11 protein-coding genes are annotated in these 17,637 nt (G+C 34.7%); 6 read left to right on the top strand and 5 right to left on the bottom strand.

The genetic code is table 11. The annotated features are described in order from the left end of the window. Nucleotides 1-283 precede the first annotated feature (283 nt). Together C8N37_RS20865 and C8N37_RS20860 are read left to right on the top strand one after the other, a co-directional pair. Nucleotides 284-1,024, top strand: coding sequence for an exonuclease/endonuclease/phosphatase family protein (locus C8N37_RS20865; RefSeq protein WP_108160741.1), 741 nt, complete (start codon nt 284-286; stop codon nt 1,022-1,024). Next, entirely contained in the window at nt 1,021-1,890 is an 870-nt protein-coding gene (locus C8N37_RS20860) for a HEPN domain-containing protein (protein ID WP_045752817.1), read from the top strand. Before C8N37_RS20865 ends, C8N37_RS20860 begins: the two co-directional genes overlap by 4 nt. Before the next feature lie 11 nt (nt 1,891-1,901). On the opposite strand, the gene C8N37_RS20855 is transcribed toward C8N37_RS20860, so the two are convergent. Then, nucleotides 1,902-2,174 (bottom strand): helix-turn-helix domain-containing protein, encoded by a 273-nt coding sequence (locus C8N37_RS20855; RefSeq protein ID WP_045752818.1) that lies wholly within the window; start codon nt 2,172-2,174, stop codon nt 1,902-1,904. Between the two features lie 753 nt (nt 2,175-2,927). On the opposite strand from C8N37_RS20855, the gene C8N37_RS20850 reads away from it, so the two are divergent. The 3 genes from C8N37_RS20850 to C8N37_RS20840 are packed head-to-tail and all read left to right on the top strand — an operon-like array spanning nt 2,928 to nt 9,908. Beyond that, on the top strand, nt 2,928-5,351 hold the full coding sequence (locus tag C8N37_RS20850; protein ID WP_108160740.1) for a TlpA family protein disulfide reductase: 2,424 nt from the start codon (nt 2,928-2,930) through the stop codon (nt 5,349-5,351). Then, complete coding sequence (locus tag C8N37_RS20845; RefSeq protein ID WP_108160739.1) at nt 5,344-8,541, top strand: SusC/RagA family TonB-linked outer membrane protein; 3,198 nt, start codon at nt 5,344-5,346, stop codon at nt 8,539-8,541. The genes C8N37_RS20850 and C8N37_RS20845 overlap by 8 nt, the downstream gene beginning before the upstream one ends. A gap of 17 nt (nt 8,542-8,558) precedes the next feature. Next, nucleotides 8,559-9,908 (top strand): RagB/SusD family nutrient uptake outer membrane protein, encoded by a 1,350-nt coding sequence (locus tag C8N37_RS20840; protein ID WP_108160738.1) that lies wholly within the window; start codon nt 8,559-8,561, stop codon nt 9,906-9,908. Nucleotides 9,909-9,977: 69 nt separating this feature from the next. Here the strand turns inward: C8N37_RS20840 and C8N37_RS20835 are convergent, their stop codons facing one another. The 4 genes from C8N37_RS20835 to C8N37_RS22880 form a co-directional block, all read right to left on the bottom strand. Continuing rightward, nucleotides 9,978-10,301, bottom strand: a complete 324-nt coding sequence (locus C8N37_RS20835) for a hypothetical protein (RefSeq protein WP_045753684.1) — start codon at nt 10,299-10,301, stop codon at nt 9,978-9,980. Between the two features lie 149 nt (nt 10,302-10,450). After that, nucleotides 10,451-11,026: a MauE/DoxX family redox-associated membrane protein gene (locus tag C8N37_RS20830; protein WP_108160737.1), complete on the bottom strand. Its 576-nt coding sequence runs from the start codon at nt 11,024-11,026 to the stop codon at nt 10,451-10,453. A 262-nt stretch (nt 11,027-11,288) separates the two neighbouring features. Next, entirely contained in the window at nt 11,289-12,287 is a 999-nt protein-coding gene (locus C8N37_RS20825) for a helix-turn-helix domain-containing protein (RefSeq protein ID WP_108160736.1), read from the bottom strand. Between the two features lie 728 nt (nt 12,288-13,015). Continuing rightward, the gene (locus C8N37_RS22880; RefSeq protein WP_170114575.1) at nt 13,016-13,153 is read right to left on the bottom strand and encodes a hypothetical protein; all 138 of its coding nucleotides are present in this window, start codon (nt 13,151-13,153) and stop codon (nt 13,016-13,018) included. 1,265 nt (nt 13,154-14,418) lie between these two features. On the opposite strand from C8N37_RS22880, the gene C8N37_RS20820 reads away from it, so the two are divergent. After that, the gene (locus C8N37_RS20820; RefSeq protein WP_211322317.1) at nt 14,419-17,634 is read left to right on the top strand and encodes a SusC/RagA family TonB-linked outer membrane protein; all 3,216 of its coding nucleotides are present in this window, start codon (nt 14,419-14,421) and stop codon (nt 17,632-17,634) included. Nucleotides 17,635-17,637 lie beyond the last annotated feature (3 nt).

The raw sequence follows: 17,637 nt of genomic DNA, 5'->3' as shown, positions 1-17,637 counted from the left end.
TAGTCAAGTACATAAACAAAAAATCCTTACTTGAAATAGTCAAGTAAGGATAATTATCGTTAAATTTATATGTCAACCTATTCTAGGACGCTACAAAGATATATGTAAAAGATTAGTTTTACTATATTCACCTTGGAAAATTGATGACCCCAGTAATTTACTAATTGAAAAGCAATTTTGAATTTAATATATATAATGGTTTAATGGAAAATTACTGCATCTTTTTTTCAAATATTAGGATATTTACAAAAATAAGCGTTTCAAAAAATAAACAATAGCAAGTATGAAGAAGTTTCTAATGATAGTGACTATCTTTTTTGTTGGGCAAGTGGTTCTCGCTCAAAAAAAATCACAATTGAAGATACTACAAATTAATATTTGGCAGGAAGGTACAATGGTTCCAGATGGCTTTCCAGCTATTGCAAATGAGATTATTGCTAAGAAAGCAGACGTAGTGTTGTTTAGTGAGGTAAGGAATTACAATAACACAGATTTTGTACAACGAATCCTGGCCGAATTAAAAAATAAAGATGCCGTGTATTATGGTATATCCAGTGAACCATCTTTAGATGTTGCTTTCATTTCTAAATTCCCCATTAAGGATCAAATACCCTTATATACTGAAGCCAATAAGGTGGGTAATGTGTTAAAAAGTAAAATTCAAGTAGCAGATAGAAATTTTACATTTTATGCTGTTCATTTGGATTATACTAACTATGCCTGTTATCTGCCTAGGGGATACGATGGTGTTACATGGGAAAAGCTCGATCAGCCTATTGTGGATGTAGCGAGCATTATAGAAACGAACAGAAAAGGAAAGCAGGACGAAGATATACGTGAAATCATTCTAGATGCAGATAAAGAAAGTAAGAGTGAGACGATTGTTATTGCCAGTGACTTCAATGAACCGTACCATTTAAGCGCATATCTTATTTTATTAGGCTTTCTTTTTACAATGGGAACTCTTTACTATTTCTATTATTTATTGCCTTTCAATTTACTTATCTGTATCTTTAGTCTATGAATACATTAGCCCATTTGCCACAAAAGAAGCAGGAAGAATTAGCCGAAATTGTAGATACTATTTGCAGTATTGCTGATCCGGCTATGGTTATCTTGTTTGGCAGCCATACTTCGGACAAGTGGGTTGAGGATGAGTATGAGGAACGGGGAGCTACCTATTCTTATATAAGTGATTATGACATCTTGGTTGTACTTCCTGAAGGTGATAGAGAAAAGGAAAACGAAATCGCTAGTAAAATTGAGAATAGAACTCTAAAATATAAAAACGATGTGAGCCCTATAGTTCATAGTTTCAACTATGTAAATAAGGGGCTAGAAATGGGACAGTTCTTCTTTAGCGATATCGTCAAGGAAGGGATTGTTTTGTTTGATACTGGGGAATTTACTTTTGTAAAATGTAAACCTTTAACTGTACTGCAGATTAAATCTCTTGCAACTCAATATTATGAAAAATGGATCAAGAGTGGATCTCGGTTTTTAACGTTAACTAAAGTAATTAGTGAGGAGTTTCTAAGAAAAAAACTGCCTTTGAACGAGTTAATTTTTAACTTAAATCAGTCTGCGGAAAAATTTTACGGCGGAATTCTTTTAGTGTATACTGGCTATAAACCGAAGACTCATAGACTAAAAGCATATCGGAAATATGCTAAGCATATATCAGAAGATTTAAACCATGTGTTTAAATATCCTTTGGAAGATGGGGAAGAAAATAGGCTGTTTGATATCTTAAATAAAGCCTATTTAGACGCGCGTTATCAAGACGACTATTATATTTCTCCTGACGATTTTAAAAAATTGATTAACAAGGTTGAGCTATTAGAACGAGTTGTTATCAAACTTTGCGAATTGAGAATTTCCAATCTTTAATTTGAATAATATTATTTGCGGTCTTTTCTTAATGGCAAATGTTTTGGCATTTCTACGCTGAAATTAAAAACATCTGAGGGTTGTACTTCTAAAGCCTTACATACAGCAATAAGACCACTTATTGACATGTTATTTTTTCCTCTAACTATCCGGTAGACTTGACTGTAGCTGAATCCTGTTCTATCTTCAATATCCTCTAAAGTGATTCCTTTTTCTTTAGATATCGACCAGAGTCTATCTCGGACCAATTCTAGATTCTCTTTATCTATATATTGTTCGGCCATAGACAAAGAGACATTTTAAAACATTTATTTATTATTCCAAATTTGGAATAATAAAAAGTACTTGCTATATTTGAATATTCATTCATTGGTAAAGGCGTGAGAAACCAAAAACCATACAGAATGAAACATATAAACTTAAATAAATTCATTACACATATAGAGAGGTCCTCCCTTAATTTAGGGTCGCGTAGTTTCTCACGCTCAACCATTGAGCAAGGGAGGTACCTTTTCTTAATCTTATATATATCTGAGATTTTCATATTGAAAAGACTTAGATCTATTGAAACACCTCCCGTATAACTATATTTTTTATTTTTCAAACCGGAATTCTTTACTAGGGTTTAAATAAGCAGGCTAATCTAACTAATAAGTCTTGGAAAAATTATTAAGGTTTTCTAATTTTTAGGTATTCACTTCTTTTTGAATTAATTAAAATATGGAGTTAATAAAACTATTTGGAGTAAGCAAAAAAAATCCCCCTTAATCTTTATGCGATTACAAGACATTATGATGTCTTAGAATCGATGAAAGCGTACCGTAGACCAGTATATTACCTTTATGATAACCATTTACGCTTTTCGATTCCATCATTTATTTATAGCCTAGGCGCAATTTTACAAGCTCCTGATTAGTTTCATTTGGAAGCTGTTTTGGATATCTATTGCGCACAGGTAAACGCCAAAATTATAAACCTTAAATACTTAGCGAAGCGATCTCTTTCGTGCCATTAAGTATGATTTAACTTATGAAAAAATGAACAATTTTTATAAGGATGGGACAGTACATGCCTATTTGAAGGGTATTATCAAAACCATTTATACGATTAAAAACAAGTGCAGTAACCATAGAGTATTACCTAAATATTTTGTTTCTGAAAATGCAGTAGAAAATACTATTGCACAAGCAACTAATGACAGTTCTGGTTCTCGATATGCCTTCGATGAAGGTTCGACAATCATTCGAGATAAAGTTGAGACTGGTTTTGGATTGATTCGGAAATCCATCGGTAGTTCTTCGACTGCTGTTCGGCAAGTTTCCGAAGGCCATTCAAAGCGCAGTCGAACAGCACCCGAACAAGACTCGAATGATTTTCGAGTAAGTCTCGAAGTAGACTCGAATAACACTAGAACAGGAGTTGAACAAGAAATATCAACAAGAATAAATGCTGAATTTTTCCTAACCAAATTCGCCCCATCTTCTAGGTCGCTTCGAGTGGGCTCCCAGTGGGCTTCGAGTCCGCTTCGACGTACGTGTAGGGAGAGTCGAAGCCGCCTCGAAGCCGCCTTGAGTGGAGGTAGAACAAGGCTAGAAGAAAGGGCGAAGAAAGGTCGAAGAAATGCAGTAAAACACCAAATGGATGATTTGGATCAATTTTTGGCTACGGATGTACAGGAGGAGCCTAGACCAGCACGGGAACACGGTTGTTCATGTATCTCCCAAGCATGCGTAGTGCATATGTTAAGTAATGGTCTAGCATGGATAGTGCGTAAAACGGTATCCGTTGATATACTATCCATGCACTATCAACGCTCTATCTTTGCTTCATCTATACTTGATCGATGCCTCAATAATTTTTTAATTCAAATAAGCGCTTTTAAGAGATTTAATTTATTTAAGCAAGGGAATCGGTGGTTTTGCAATAATAATTCGCCAAACCTCTTTAAATCAATCTTAAATCGATCGATTGCCAGTGATATTGATGCTTTCGTTCAACGTAATCATTGTAAGATAATGAAAGCAGGAAGGGCTTTTTCTTTACGGGTGCTTATGTTTTTCAATCTTCTTGATTGTGTTTTAACGGAATTGAAGAGTATCAGGACTTACTCGCTATTAGTCCTGATGGTTTCTATGTTTAGTTTATCAGCTCAGACGCCCCGCAAGGACAGCGGGGCTGATGGGCTTAATAAGATTAAGCCACTTATGGTGGGAGATACTATTCCCGAAGCGTTGTGGCATTTACCTTTGGACGTACTGAACTACGCTCAGGGAAGTCAGAGGATATTTCTAAATAATTTCCGTGATAAAAAGTTGATCCTGTTGGATTTTTGGACTGTATGGTGTGTTCCGTGCATAAATAAATTAAAAGAGTTGTCTGCTCAATTAAATTTGTTGGATGAGAATGCTATTGTGGTTCCTGTAACCAAAAATAATACAAGTTCGGCTCAACATATATTGAAGCAAAATGATGTGGATTTGTTCACTATTTATGCCGATAGCATGCTAATCCGATATTTTCCTCATGTGAGTGTCCCTCATCAGATATGGATTAAAGATGGGATAGTGACTTATATAACGGATGGAAATCTTACCACAGTTGCTAACATCAATGATTTTGTAATGAACAAACCCGTTCAATTGTTGCAAAAAGAATCAGAGATAGACCATTCAGACCTTAATAAATTAACAATATCGGATACGAGTCAAATGATTGCAGATAATACTATTTTTAGCAGCTCATTTACAAAAGCCTTGCCTTATAACATATTTGCAGTATCTGAAAAAAAACAATCATTGACATTGTTCAATCATTCTATTATCGGATTGCTACTTTATGCAAACCGTGATAATATACCGTTTAGTGGTATGAAAAATCGGATTATATGGCGTATTTCAGATTCGCTTAGGCAAAGGATGGAATTGCCCTTGGAGCTCATTAATACGAAGGATTATAAGACCGAAAGCAATCTTAGGCAATGGAAAAAATCTAATTTATATTGCTATTATCTTACTCATGTAAATGAATTGGGGGAAAAACAAAAGATGGATTTATACAAACAGGATCTCTCTCGTTTTCTTTCCTTAAGATTTAATGTTAAGGCTTATGTCGTTGATAAAAGTGTAGAATCATTCTGTCTTTATGTAAAAGATAAAACCGTTTTTGAAAAATTCCAAATGCAGAATGGTACTCCCAAAACATCTTCCGATGTAAATTCATATACTTTGGTCAATAGACCATTAAGAAATCTAATTGCCTATTTGCGCACCAACAATTTTAGAAATAGTCTTCCAATAGCTGACATGACAGATTATACTGGTAATGTAAGTCTCAAGCTGGAAGCAGATCCTAAGGATTTGAATGCTGTTGATAAGGCGCTTTATCAATTTGGGTTGGGTATAAAAAGGGGTATGTCAACCTTACCTATGTTGATCGTAGAAAGGAGTGGTAGCGATGAATAAATTTAAATATTTTATTATTATTGGATTAGTATACCTTTTTAATACAGTTTTTGCGCAATCTTGGTATACTGGAACTGTAGTTGATGACATTACAAAAGTCGGAATAAAAGGCGCTACGATCAAAAACTTAAGATCTGAAGTGTTGGCAATATCTGGCGCTGACGGAAATTTTCAGATCATTTCAGACATACAGGATTCAATCTGGATATCGTCTGTTGGATACAGGGCTAAAAAAGTGGCGATCAATAAAACTAATCTCCAAGTAACTTTGATACCTCATTCTATTTTGATGGATGAAGTAGAGATCAGTACGGGGTATTATTCATTGCCAAAAGAACGGGCTACTGGAAGCTTTGATTTTATTGACAATACATTAATACAGCGGAGTACCTCTTCTTCTATTTTGGATAGGCTTGAGGATATTACACCCTCGCTGCAATTTGACAAAAGAAGGGTGGGACAAATTAGTGGTGATAATGAACGCGTAGCTATGCGATTAAGAGGGGCTAATACTATTTATGCTGACGGTTCACCTTTGGTTGTCTTGGATAATTTTCCTTATGATGGTGATATAATGGGTCTAAATCCTAACGATATTGAGTCAATTACCGTACTTAAAGATGCAGCTGCGACTTCCATATGGGGTGCGCGTGCTTCAAATGGGGTAATTGTCTTGACTTCCAAGAAAGGAAAGAAAGATCATCCACTCTCAGTATCCTTAAATGCATTAAATTCATTCTCTTCCAAACCAAACTTAAAGTATGGAGATGACTTTATTCCAACAAAAGATTACCTCGACCTTGAGAAGGAATATTTTAATCGGGGTATCTATGATGCGAAGTATAATGATGTCGCAAAATCTCCACTATCACCCGTTGTTATGATGTTATTTAAACACAGGAACAAGGAGTTGAGCAACTCAGAATTAAATAATATGTTGCTGCAGTTATCTCAAATTGATGTTCGTGACCAAGCTTCACGTTATTTATATCGACCTGCTTTTTCACAACAGTATAATTTGAATATGCAAGGTGGTTCTCAGCAATTGAGCTATTTCTTTTCTGGCGGATGGGATGGAAAGCGAATGACTGATATGGGTAATCAGCAACAAAGGAGTACATTTTCTTCTTCGCTCAGCTATAGTCCGATTAAAAACTTAAATGTCGATTTTTCATATGGTTTTATAGCCGAGAATAGTCTGTCCAATGCAGTTGATTTTAGAAGCTTTTCTTATCTATATCCCTACATGTCACTTCAAGAAGATGATGGAAGCCATGCATCTATTGTAAAAGACTATAATCTTGACTACGTAAAAAATGCATCTTCGGAAGGTTTATTGGATTGGTCTTATCGACCATTGGATGAACTTATTTTGCAGGATAAGCACTCGGATAGAGATGAAAATCGTTGGACTTTTGGGGTCAACTATAATCTATTGAAAGGAGTACGGTTCTCATTTAATCTACAATCTTTGAAAGCTATAACTAATAATCGGAATCTGAATTCAAAAGATGGTTACTATGTCAGGAACTTGGTCAATCGTTATACCCAGCCTGATGGTTTTCGAGCCTTTCCATATGGTGATATATTAAATCAAGGTAAACAAAATCTGCTTTCTAGATCTGGAAGACTGCAACTGGATGTCGATCAGCAATTTGGATCAAATCGTGTTGTTTTACTTATGGGAACGGAACAACGGGAAGTTAAAAGTAAACTCGACGACTATACTCTTTATGGTTATGATGACGAATTACTTACTTCTCAAATGATTTTGGATTATACAAAAGTTTATCCACTGCGTCCGCAATCATCGGGTCGTATTCCTTTTCCGTCTAGTGCATTGAGAGAGAACATTGACCGTTACTTGTCTTATTATGCCAATTTTGGTTATGATTGGAGATCCAGATACATGATTTCTGGTAGTATCCGATGGGATGCCTCTAATTTGTTTGGTGTGAATACGAATCAAAAAGGTGTTCCGCTATGGTCAACAGGTGTTGCATGGAATATGATGGAAGAATCATTTTTTAAAAATGATCTTGTGCAAATGTTGAAATGGAGAGTTACCTATGGAAAGAATGGTAATATTGACCGAAGTATGACTGCTTTTCCAACCGTTTCTTACAGTGTAAATTCGACAACTAATCTACAGCAGGCTTTAATTACGTCTCCAGGAAATCAAAATTTGCGTTGGGAGAAGGTCACTACTTTTAATTTAGGTGCTGATTTTAGATTGTTAAAAGGGAAGCTTAACGGCTCCTTTGATTATTATCGGAAGAAGTCAGACGACCTTATTGGAATAGACTTGATTGATCCGACGGTGTACTACGGAGGTACGCAAGCAAAGCTTAAGCGTAATTATGCGAAGATGGAAACAAAGGGATTCGATTTAACCCTAGGATTGAATGGAATAGGGAATAAGGTGAAATGGTCCAATGAATTCTGGATATCACGCACGAGTAATTTGGTAACAGACTACTATGGTGATAATACGGTATCAGTCTCAGGATATACTAGAGGTATGGATAATCGTCCTATAAAAAATAAGTCCATTGATGAAATGTATAGTCTGCCTTGGTATGGTCTGGATCCACAGACTGGTAATCCTTTGGTAGAAAATGATGGAGTATTAAACACGGAGTATACCAAATATATTAATGGACTCGCATTAGATAAACTCGTTGATCACGGAAGCAGTATTCCGATTTATAGTGGAGCGTTTAGAAATAATCTTCAATGGAAATATCTGTCTATTAGTTTTAATATCGCATTCAAATTTGGGTATTATTTTAGAAGAAATTCAGTGGAATATAGTCTTTTGGTAACTAATGGAAAAGGGATGCATGCTGATTATTTGGATCGGTGGAAGCAACCAGGAGATGAATTGAAAACGAATGTTCCATCTAATCCCTTTGCAAATGTAGCAAATAGAGATATGGTGTACACTCGTTCTGAAATATTGGTGGAGAAAGGAGACCATATTCGACTTCGCGATATCCGACTAGATTATGCAATGTCTCAGTTTTTGAGAAGTAGATCTAAAATCTCAAATTTATCTGTTTATTGCTATTTAAACAATATGGGTATTCTATGGAGGAAAAATAGAAAGGGTTTGGATCCTGATTTTCCATCAGCATCATATTATTTATCTCCTCGTATGCTTTCGATTGGATTAAAAATGAATTATTAAACTTTAAAACTGCTATAATGAAAAATAAAAAGATAATATTCATTCTCTTAACTTTTCTTTTTACAGTGATTCTTCAGGGATGTAAAAAAGAATGGTTGGAGATTCGTTCTTCAAAAGGGTTGGTAATTCCAAGTACCTTGTCAGATGCCGAAGCTATTTTGAATAGGACAACAATCATGAATGAAGGGAGAACAAGCCCACTTGGCGATATTGCTGCAGGAGATTTTATAGTACCTTCATCATATTGGCGAAGTCTTGTTCCATGGCAGGCAAATGCTTATTTGTGGAAAGAAGAATTGTTTGTTGACAATATTGGTTTGGAAAACTGGGGGAATTTTTATCAACAGATTTACTATGCAAATTTGATTTTAGAAATTTTAAATAAAATTGATAAAATTGACGATCAAAAAAAATATAACAATGTAAAAGGTAGAGCTTTGTTTTTTAGATCATGGGCTTATTACCAGTTGGCACAGATTTATTGCCTTCCTTATAGCGAACAAAATATAGGTAAACCGGGATTGCCGCTAAGAGATGGTACTGATTTAGATGTTAAATTAATTCGATCTACTATTGGACAGACTTATTTACAAATGAAAAATGATGTGTCGGAGTCTATTCAGCTGCTTGATGAAACATCTATTAATATGTACCAACCTAATAGGAGAGCAGCACTCATGTTATTATCTCGTGTTAATTTAATAATGGCGGATTATAAAAGTGCTTTGCATAATAGTGATGAAGCTATAAAGTTAGATGGTGAGCTTTTAAATTATAATAATTTGGATCTTACTAAAGCCTATCCATTTCCAGATGGCAATGTTGAGGTTGTTTTTTATACTTCTATAAGTTATGCGCAGGTCATGTCGGCAGTACGTATTGATATTAGTCCGGAATTACTCAAAGAGTACAGCGATAATGATCTTCGCAAAAAAGGTTTTTTTGTATTGAAAAATGGTCTTACTAATTTTAAAGGTTCATATACTGGTCCGAATGGTTATTTTGGAGGTCTTGCAACAGATGAACTATACTTAATTAGATCGGAATGTTATTTGCGGAGTGGCGATCTTGATAAGAGTAGATCAGATCTGAATTTTTTGCTGTCTAATAGATATAAAGATTTTCAGCCTATAGCAGATCTTTCAAGTGATGAATTATTGAGCCGTATTTTATTGGAGCGACGTAAAGAACTGTTATTACGTGGAGTTGCGTGGACTGATTTGAAAAGATTGAATCTTCATAAAAATACAGAACGAACAGTTACTAAGATCGTAGAAGGAGAGACATATTCTTTAGAACCAAATAGTTTACGATACGCTATGCCGTTCCCGCAAGTGGTAGTTGATCTAGGTAGCTATGCACAATGATGATATATAAAAAGATACCTCCCGCAAAGTATGTATTAGCGGGAGGTATTTAATTATATTCGTTAGATTTTAGTTTTCTTCACGAAATTTGGCTGAAGAGAAAGGAACTGATCCTCCCTCTAACTGCGTATCATCGATATGATTTGCAGGTGGAGTTCCGTTTGGATTTGATTCTAACTGTATTTCACAAACAATCGGAAGTTGTTGGTCGCTACATCCACTCGTAGGGGACGAATTACCTGTACTGGAGATATTTCCAGTAGCATCCACTGGATACCACATCAGACCAGCTGAATTGTAGTTTTCCACCAAATTAAAAGAACTAAAACCGATTATTGCAACTGCAGCTACCATAGCCATTGCATTTTTTTTGATGAAATTAATGATATTCATCTTGTGTTCCCGTTTTTATAATAGCAAAAAACGTCCTCCAAAAAACTTTATTTTATTGTCATTGATCAGTAACATGCTTTAGCGAGGTGAACCGATCTGTCTGTTCCTCGGGATCTCTTTTTACGGGGTGTACCATCACGTATCATAATTTAAATTTGTACCGGCCTACCCGGGAATAATGCGAATTTTTTCGGAAATATTTTTCTTAACCTACAAAATTCAGTACGAAAGAAGATGATAAGTAGAACGAAAAACTTCTTATAGGAGATTGGTTGAACTGTGCACTTATCAGGGTTATTATCTATGGGGTTGGTTGGTCCAGTCAAGTACCATCCCAATATAGATAGGCTGAAAAGAATAATATTCACAATAAGATGCCAATGCCACGAAAGTTCATTAAAGACAGAAGCACATCCACATGGTAGTTTTGAGTACAATCCCATCACCCCAAGGCTGATATAGATGCTGAAGATGAGTAACAAAATTGCTGAAAGAAGGTAAGCCCAGCGACGGTACTGTCCAATAAATAATAATCCGATAATCAGTTCTCCAATAGGAAGACTCCAATATAGGGTATCTGCCAACAAAGATGGAAATGGCTGTTTAAGTAACGCACTGTGAAAAGCTTCCAAGTTCCATAGCTTATCTGTAGCTGCAAATAGCCAAAATATGATCATAAAGATATGGATGCTATTGCTGGTGATATGTCTTATCTTCTTTTTCATGATTGATAGTTTTACTATTTATTTTCTTCGCTTTGCTATTTATTTAAATTGCTAAGGCTAATTATTTAAATTGCTAAGGCTAAGGTCGGGACTTAGATTGAGGATGGGTTGACGATTTTGGTTCTTAGAACCTGACGATTTTAGCCTTTTGTATTGCTGTGGTTGCTTCCGAATGGGGGCGATGTAGAAAGGTATAAAGAAAGGAAGCAGTCTTTGGTGAAACTGCTTCTCTTATTTTTTTATGGAATGTATCTGTGAATAATTATTTACCTTGTGTTTTGAAATATTCTGTGGGACTCATACCAGTATGACGGTAAAAGAAATGATTGAAAGTTTCACGATGTTTAAAATTGCAGGTGTCAGATACATTTGAAGAGGGATTGCCAGCTAAAATTAAATCTGTAGCTTGTTTTAGAATCACTTCGTTCTTGTATTGCTGCATTGTTTTGTTGAAATATTTGAAGTGTATCTTATTCAAGTTTCTAAAGTTAGCGCCAAAGTCTTCAGCAAGTTTTGTTAAAGTAAAGGAATGTCCTTCGAGTTCACAATAGGTTCTGATACTGTCATGCAATGCAAGTGCAGTTTTTTCATGACCATCAACACGTTCATATTCATTAAAAATTTTTTCAGAGGAGAGCCTAATCAATTCTTTGACAGCGGTAAAAATATGTTCTTCATTTTCTAGTTTTCCTTTTTTTAGATTATTGACTAAATGTTTGATATGTGCGCGTGTACGTGTACCGACTTCAAAATCTATACTGACACAGGAATATATAATTTGACTACGATGGGCTTCAATGAGAGGATGTAAAAAATGGAAAGGTCGTTCATTGCCATCACGAAAGATTTTACAACGAAAATAGAGATTAGATAAATGGCTCTGGCCTTTTGGTATATGCAGTTCATACAGACCTGCTGGTAAGTAAATGTAGCGACCTCTTAAGGGATTGATCGTATAGGTTTTATTTCCCTGCAGATCTTTAATCAGGATTGATCCAGTTGATTTTAGTAGGTGGATTAAGTGGATATCTGATTTTATGATCTTAAAGGGGATAATACATTTATCTGTAGACTTGACGTCCAATAGATTGATAAATGCTAATAGACCATCAAATTCTTGTAGGATGGCTTCGGATTGTGCCCGTTCATAATGCTGGTTATTTCCATTTTTCATAACAATAAGTGATTTCATTGTGAGATGATGAGCCTCAACGGCAGTGCCAAATGTAGCATCGAGCTGGAGTTGTAGTGATTTTAACATAATTATGAGTTTTAAAATTGTTAATTTTTGATATTTATAAATGTTCACCTAAAGTTCATAAAAAGGAAATCCAAATAATTGGGTTTTTGAGCCCAATTATTTGTGTTTTACTATTCATTTTTTCTAAAACAAGGTTTTACTGTGCTTTATTTCCCGTTTTCAGGTAGCGGACTGTTTAAGTGTCAGCTTCTGATTATAAATACGCTTTAAAACAAAGGTAAATCGGATAATGGTGTTGCTTAGGGGTAGTAAACAGGGTATTCTACACCTGATATAGGACTTGAATGATGCTTCAAGTGGGGGGGAGGGGTAGCCTGTAGGAAATGAGATTTTTTAAGCGGATTTTTATAATCAGCTCTACAGAGATCTAGGTCTTGTTTTTAAGGAGAGATTGATCGGATGATGTAGGGGTAACGGGGGTATACCCCTTCTTTTTATAATTATCTGTTTGAATCAGGGTGTCTTTCAACTAATTTATTTATGATCTTCAATTTTTTTTGGGAGATACAGGATATTCATGGGAGTTGAACTTATTTAATGAAATAGTCTTGTGAGCGTAAAAACTTTAGTAGTAAAAATATACTCAATTTTCAAACAATAACGTTAACAGGAGAGATTGACTTTTATATCATCAAAGTGTTCGTTGACAGCATATCGGATTTCCTGCAGGAAGGTTTAGGAGATTCCCATTTCTTTGAGAACGTAAATGGTGAGTGGAAGTGTTTGGTTTATTTTGCTGTGTATAAGATTGATTTGATATCTTTAGGTTGTTCTTGAATATCAATGTGTTTACGGTACACGTCCTCGCAACTGTTTAAGAGCTGATGGTGTCTAATGATAACTTCATCAACTTGCTTGTTTTTCATTCGAATAGCTGATTATATAGTTTGCGTCTGCGGAACTGGCTGTAAAACAAGTAAAAGGAATAAGGAGTTATATCTGGCCTGGCGTCGCTAAGATGAAAGGATTTGGAATCTAACTCTAATTTTGATATTACAGATAGTAGTTATTGTTTGGCTTTAGAACGTTCTTCTTGGTTCAAATGGAGTACCATAATTCCTATGATCTATGTAGTTTTAATATTAATCGGATCGTAAATGGTTTATTTTTTTGTGTGTTATTATTATTTAAACTTAAAGCTACATACATATTTTAGAAAAGGACTATTTGCTTTGTAAAATTCTTGTTGCTGTGAATTTTTTTAGAATTAAAAAATTATTTCTTTTGAGATAGACTATTCTAAGATGTGAGCTAGTATTGATTATTTTTCTGAAAGATTTCTGTAGCGCCTCTTTTGAATAAATATAACAGTGTATAGGTAGGATACCAATTTTTACCTAGGTTTTCATTGTATTATGTCGTTAATCATTGTTTAGACAATAATTGACAAGTATAAGTTTTATAAGATTAACTGACAGGTAAAGTTTTTTGTTACATATGTTGTTAAAAATAATTTACTGAATATCAAGTAGTTATAATATTTTTGAATATTTTTATATGCTTGCATATCATTTTGCTATTTCAAATTTAAAAAATGGTATATATTTGTTTTAACATTTTTTTAACAAAGTGTACTAACTGATCTTTTAAAAAAGAAAACTAAAAAAATAAATACTGCTTTACAATTTATAATAGTAACAAAACTGATGGATTAAAAGCTTTATCATAGATTTTGTTAATTAAAACCTATTAAAAAAGCGTTTTAATTACATTTAATAAGCTTATCATTTTATACTTTAATGAGGTCTAATTTTACCTTTTGTTTGGATTGTTGGTTAATTAAAGTATTATTCTAACTTTGCTTTTAACATTTTTTAACAAGCTGGTTATTTTGAAATTAAAGAGTTTGTTAGGTTAAATCTCTCTTAGTAAAGAGCTGATACCAAATTGACCAAAGAAACATTTATAGAGCTTTAATGTAGTTTTTATAAGAATACGTTAAACAATAAATAAACAATCGATTGCGTTTTTTCGTCTTGATAAAGATAGAAATTGAGTGCAAATTCTGATTGCGTATGAATTTTGAAGATTGAGAATACTGTGAAGAGATTCGGTTTTTAAAATTTTATGAAAAGAAATTTACTTAACCAAAGTCTTTAGAGACTTTAAATACTTAAATAAACATAAACATATGAAACAAACATTACTCAGCTTTTTTGTGGGTAGTATGATTCTGACCTCTGTTGCATTTGCACAGGATAAAAAGGTAAGTGGTCGTGTAACTGGTGCTGATGGTAAACCATTGGCTGGCGTAACGATTGCTGTTCAGGGATCTAACCTAGCTACCCAAACAGATGCGAATGGAAATTATTCGTTTTCTGTACCGACAGGAAAAGTTATCGTTTTCCGTTCTATTGGTTATTCTGACAAAACCTTAATCGTTAAGGAAGGGCAATCTGCTTTTAATGTTACTTTGGATAATTCTGATAATGAGTTAGAAGAGGTAATTGTTACTGCGATGGGGATTACACGTTCCGAAAAAACACTTGGTTATTCTGCAACTAAAATCGGGGGTGATGAATTAGCTGCTGCAAGAAATACAAATGTGTTGAGCTCATTAGCAGGTAAGGTGGCCGGAGTAACGGTCAATTCTACTGGACCAGCTCCTGGCTCAGCATCGTCTATCACTATTCGTGGTTACGGTTCAATGACCGGTAGCAATGAACCTTTATACGTAGTTGATGGAGTCCCTTTACAATCTACTACTTTCAACACCCAAGGTAATACGATACAAGGTGGTGGTATTTCTGCTGTATCTTCTGATGATATTGAATCAATGACCGTGCTTAAAGGCGCCGCCGCTACAGCTCTATACGGTAGCCGCGCAGCAAATGGTGTAATAGTTATTACAACTAAAACTGGTAAAGCTGGAAATGGTAGGAATTTCTCTATTGCCTATAATGGTGGTATTCAATTGCGCCAAGTTTCAGTTTTTCCTTTGATGCAAAATGAGTTTGGTCAAGGCTGGAATGGTCAACAAACTTATATTGAAAATGGGTCGTGGGGACCTCGCTTAGATGGAAGTCAACAAGTATTTGGCCCTATATGGAATAATCAGCAACTTTTTCACCCATATTCTGCTCAAGAAAATAATGCAAAAGATTTTTTTGATATCGGTAAATCCTTCAATAACAGTGTTTCTTTTAATGGTGTATCTGAGGACAGAAAGATGAATTACTATTTGTCCTATTCTAATGTAAAAGACGATGGTATTATGCCTACAGATGCTGACTCTTACAAAAGAAATACAATTGCTTATCGTACTTCTTATCAGGCTGCAGATTGGCTGAAAGTATCTTCAAATTTAAATTTTAATACAAGTAAGACTGATGTAGCGGGGAATTATCAAGGAACTTCGATCATTGATGGTTTACTGGAATTACCGAGAGACATTTCGGTAATTGATAAAAAAGATTTAACAAATCCTTTCAATACACCTGAGGCATATTTTACACCTTATGGCGTTACAAATCCTTATTGGGCTCTTGCAAATAATTATAATAGGTTAAATTCTAAGCAATTTAACGGTAAACTGCAGTTGGATATCAAACCCATTAAAGAATTAAATTTAACGTACCGTTTTGGATTTGATCATATTGATTATGATCGTAAAGTTGGAACACCTGAAATTAATCTTGATGATAAATTGATTGATAACGATTATGGTTATGCGCCTTCAAATATGAACCAGTCTGGCTCTGTGGCGGTATCTTATGGACGTAACTATGAATTGAACCATGATTTCTTGGCAACATATGATAAAAGTTTTGATAAATTTTCTTTCACTGGAATTTTAGGGATGAATTTAAATGAAAGATATGCAACAAGTATGAATGGTACTACTGAAAGCCTAGCATTATATGAAGGTTTTTGGCAATTAAGTAATGGTGCAACAAGATCAGTTTTAGGTGAATCACAATCGAAACGTAGATTAATCGGACTTTTCGGTGATATGACGTTCGGATATAATGAAACTGTATTTTTGAATCTAACAGCTCGTAATGATTGGTCTTCTACATTGCCTGTAGAAAAAAATCATTATTTCTATCCTGGAGCTACTTTAAGCTGGATATTCACAAATAATTTGCCTAAGAATAGTATTTTAAATTTTGGTAAAGCCCGTTTAGCTTATGGTAAAACAGGTAATGATGCTGGTGTTTATCAAACTTCTGCAAGATATATACAAGCTGCAGCTGCTGGTTATTATGCGGGTAGTATTGCGGCCTTCCCTTTCAATAATAAAAATTCATTCTTGTTAAGCACTCAAAATGGAAGTAATACGCTAAAACCGGAAATGAATCAGGAATTTGAAGCTGGAGTTAACTTGAAATTCTTAAATAGTCGTATTGGATTAGATGCTGTCTATTACAGTCGTACCCGTACTGATCAAATTTTCCCATTGTCGACCGATCCAGCTACAGGTTTTGCAACAATTGTTACCAATGTGGGTAATGTACGCAATAGGGGTATAGAGTTATTATTAAGTACAACTCCTGTAAAAACTGATAAATTCCGTTGGGATTTAGATTTGAATTTGACAGTTAACAAAAATAAAGTGGTTTCCTTGCCAGAAGAACTTGGTGGTAAGTTCCAGGTAAATAGTTTTTCAGCAGGAAATGATGCTGTATACATGTATGCGGAAGAAGGGAAACCTCTAGGAACCTTCTACACTTATCTTGCACAACATGTTGATGATAAAAATAGCGAGCATTACGGCAAATTAATTGTAGGTGAAGATGGTTTACCAATTTTAACACCAGATGTTCAAAGTACGGGTAAAAATATTCAACCTAAATGGGTTGGGGGTGCTACCACATCTTTTAGTGCTTATGGATTTACTTTGAGTGCGGCATTGGATATACGTGAAGGAGGATATATGTTTTCGCGGACAAAGAATTTAATGCAATTTACGGGGAACGGAATTGAAACCATGTACAATGATAGGAACCCATTTATTATCCCTAATTCGGTAGTTGATAATGGAAGCGGAACATTTTCAGAAAATAATAATCCAATAAAAATGTCTACGAGTGGACTTCAGAATTATTGGAATAAGACAGGTGGTGTCGATGGAGGACAATACTATCTTTTAGATAGGTCATTCAGAAAGATCCGTAACCTTTCTTTGACTTATAACTTTCCAAAAACTTGGGTGAATTCAGTAAAACTAAGTGATATTGCTCTTACTGCATTTGTCAACAATCCATTTGTGTGGACACCGAAAAGTAATAAGTTTATTGATCCAGAAGGTTCAACTGGTGGTATGGGGTTAGACGGGCAGTTTGGTGAATTATACATCAATCCTGCAACGCGCATTTATGGATTTAACGTAAGTCTTAAATTTTAAAAT

The sequence above is a fragment of the Sphingobacterium faecium genome (assembly GCF_003054045.1).
Taxonomy (GTDB): domain Bacteria; phylum Bacteroidota; class Bacteroidia; order Sphingobacteriales; family Sphingobacteriaceae; genus Sphingobacterium; species Sphingobacterium faecium.
The sequence above is the reverse complement of the archived record's forward strand: the minus strand, read 5'-3'. Positions and strand labels throughout refer to the sequence as shown.